The 1,694-nt window shown below is 53.2% G+C and carries 1 protein-coding gene and 2 pseudogenes; all 3 read right to left on the reverse strand.

Annotated features, from left to right (window positions below; all coding sequences use genetic code 11):
• Nucleotides 1-519, reverse strand: a pseudogene (locus tag AC2FM5_RS19560) (hypothetical protein); the annotation flags it as partial.
• Between the two features lie 668 nt (nucleotides 520-1,187).
• Nucleotides 1,188-1,361, reverse strand: a pseudogene (locus AC2FM5_RS19565) (tyrosine-type recombinase/integrase); the annotation flags it as partial.
• A complete protein-coding gene (locus AC2FM5_RS19570; protein WP_496737642.1) occupies nucleotides 1,325-1,546 on the reverse strand; it encodes a DUF1826 domain-containing protein in 222 nt (73 codons plus the stop codon). The pseudogene AC2FM5_RS19565 and the gene AC2FM5_RS19570, both read right to left, overlap by 37 nt.
• Between the last annotated feature and the right edge of the window lie 148 nt (nucleotides 1,547-1,694).

Consider the following 1,694-nt stretch of genomic DNA (forward strand, 5'->3'; position numbering starts at 1 on the left):
TTTGTCAGTCAGGCGGCCGTTGCTGGGGACACTAATCGCAACACAATCCTGGTCTTCCTTACGAAATCCCCAGTCACAGTGTACTTCCTGTGCGCCAAACCGGGTTTCGACGTACCCATTTTGAGGCGCAATCAATTCTTCGCATTTTTCTCCGACTTGTCGGAAGAGCCGATTGCACTCCCATCGATCTCCGGTCGATGCAAGATATGCGTTTTTAGGAACTGCTATTTCCTCACAAAGATCTCCAACACGCTGGAATCCATGGTTGCATTCCCAAACTGGACCATAGGAACTGCCGGTCAGATGCGCATTTTCAGGTGCGTTTGCTCTTTGACACGATCCGTTTTTGTTTTCGAAACCTTCCTCACAAACCATTCCGTCGGCATTGCCTGAGACTTGGGCAGGAAGCTGCGTCCCTGTGAGCAACAACAAGAGTGTCGGGATCAAACAAAAAACGCGGTTCGAAAACACGATGAATGACAGATTGAAGCGAAGCCTGAGACCTGATCTATCGGGCATCAAGCACGCAATTTATGAGCCATGTGTTGTTCATACGGCGCTTTCTTTCATGGGTCACTCGACGACTGGGACTTGTCAGGTGACAGTTGTGTATGCTTGCGAGGAACTAGCTCATCACGAAGACCCCAGCGAAACCCGTTCCTTTGCTGGGGTACATGCTACAGTTAGTCTGAAGGCCATTGGATCATCGAAACCGGCAGCATCGCGGCGACGAGTAATTTTCACCAATGCACTTTTTGTGGTCCTTAGCCAGCATAGAGTCAAGGAAGTTTCCCTCGTCGCAACGCTAGCACCACTAGGGCAGATAGTTTTTGAAACTGCCGGTGACCAAGATCCTTGGTGAACTACCGAAAGAAATTGTCTGGCCTGAGTGCGGCGAAAGAGGAGTATGTGATCAAGGCTTCCCCGTGACTATGAATGACTGGCCTGATAACATTGGCTGCAACGCAGCGATTTTCGCGCCGCTTCTGCACAAGTACTCGCGGCGTGATCAAATGGCCGCTCGGTCCCGCACCCTGTAAATTGCGCCTGAGCCGAGAAAACTGTGCTGCGAGCGTACGCAACAAGATTTTGACACTTCCGCTCAGGGCACGCTACGTCCCACTCCTGCGTAAAAGAACTAGAACCACTATGGATTGGCGACCGACAGCGCCGCTCGCCAAACTGTCTCAGATGTCTATGCGCTCTGCAATGCTTAGCGCGTCTTCCAATTCAACGCCCAGGTATCGCACGGTGCTATCGACCTTTGTGTGCCCAAGCAGAAGTTGGACCGCGCGGAGATTTCCTGTCTTGCGGTAGATCTCAGCTACTTTGGTTCGGCGAAGCGAATGCGTGCCATAACCGCGTCGATGTGGAACTTGCGACAAGCGTTGGTTTGGATCCTGTCCAGCCGCAGACGCAGGTAATCCGACTGCATCAGATCCGCGAACATGCGCGCCATTTCCGCGATATCAGCCTCAAGCCAGGCACGTTCGCCTCCGTTTGGCATGGTCGACATATCGCAAAGATGTCCGACGGTTTCGGCCACGGCACCCTTGGGGAGAATGACGCGGCCATTCGGCAAGGGGTGCTGTCAGACGAATTCGAACCAGTCTCAGTTTGCCGCGGAAACCGCGAACCTATCCGGAACAAAGCTGACGCCACTCGCTAAGAGCGGCGGCGCGGGTCAGCTTGAA

It is taken from the genome of Ruegeria sp. BHSA162, assembly GCF_059613385.1.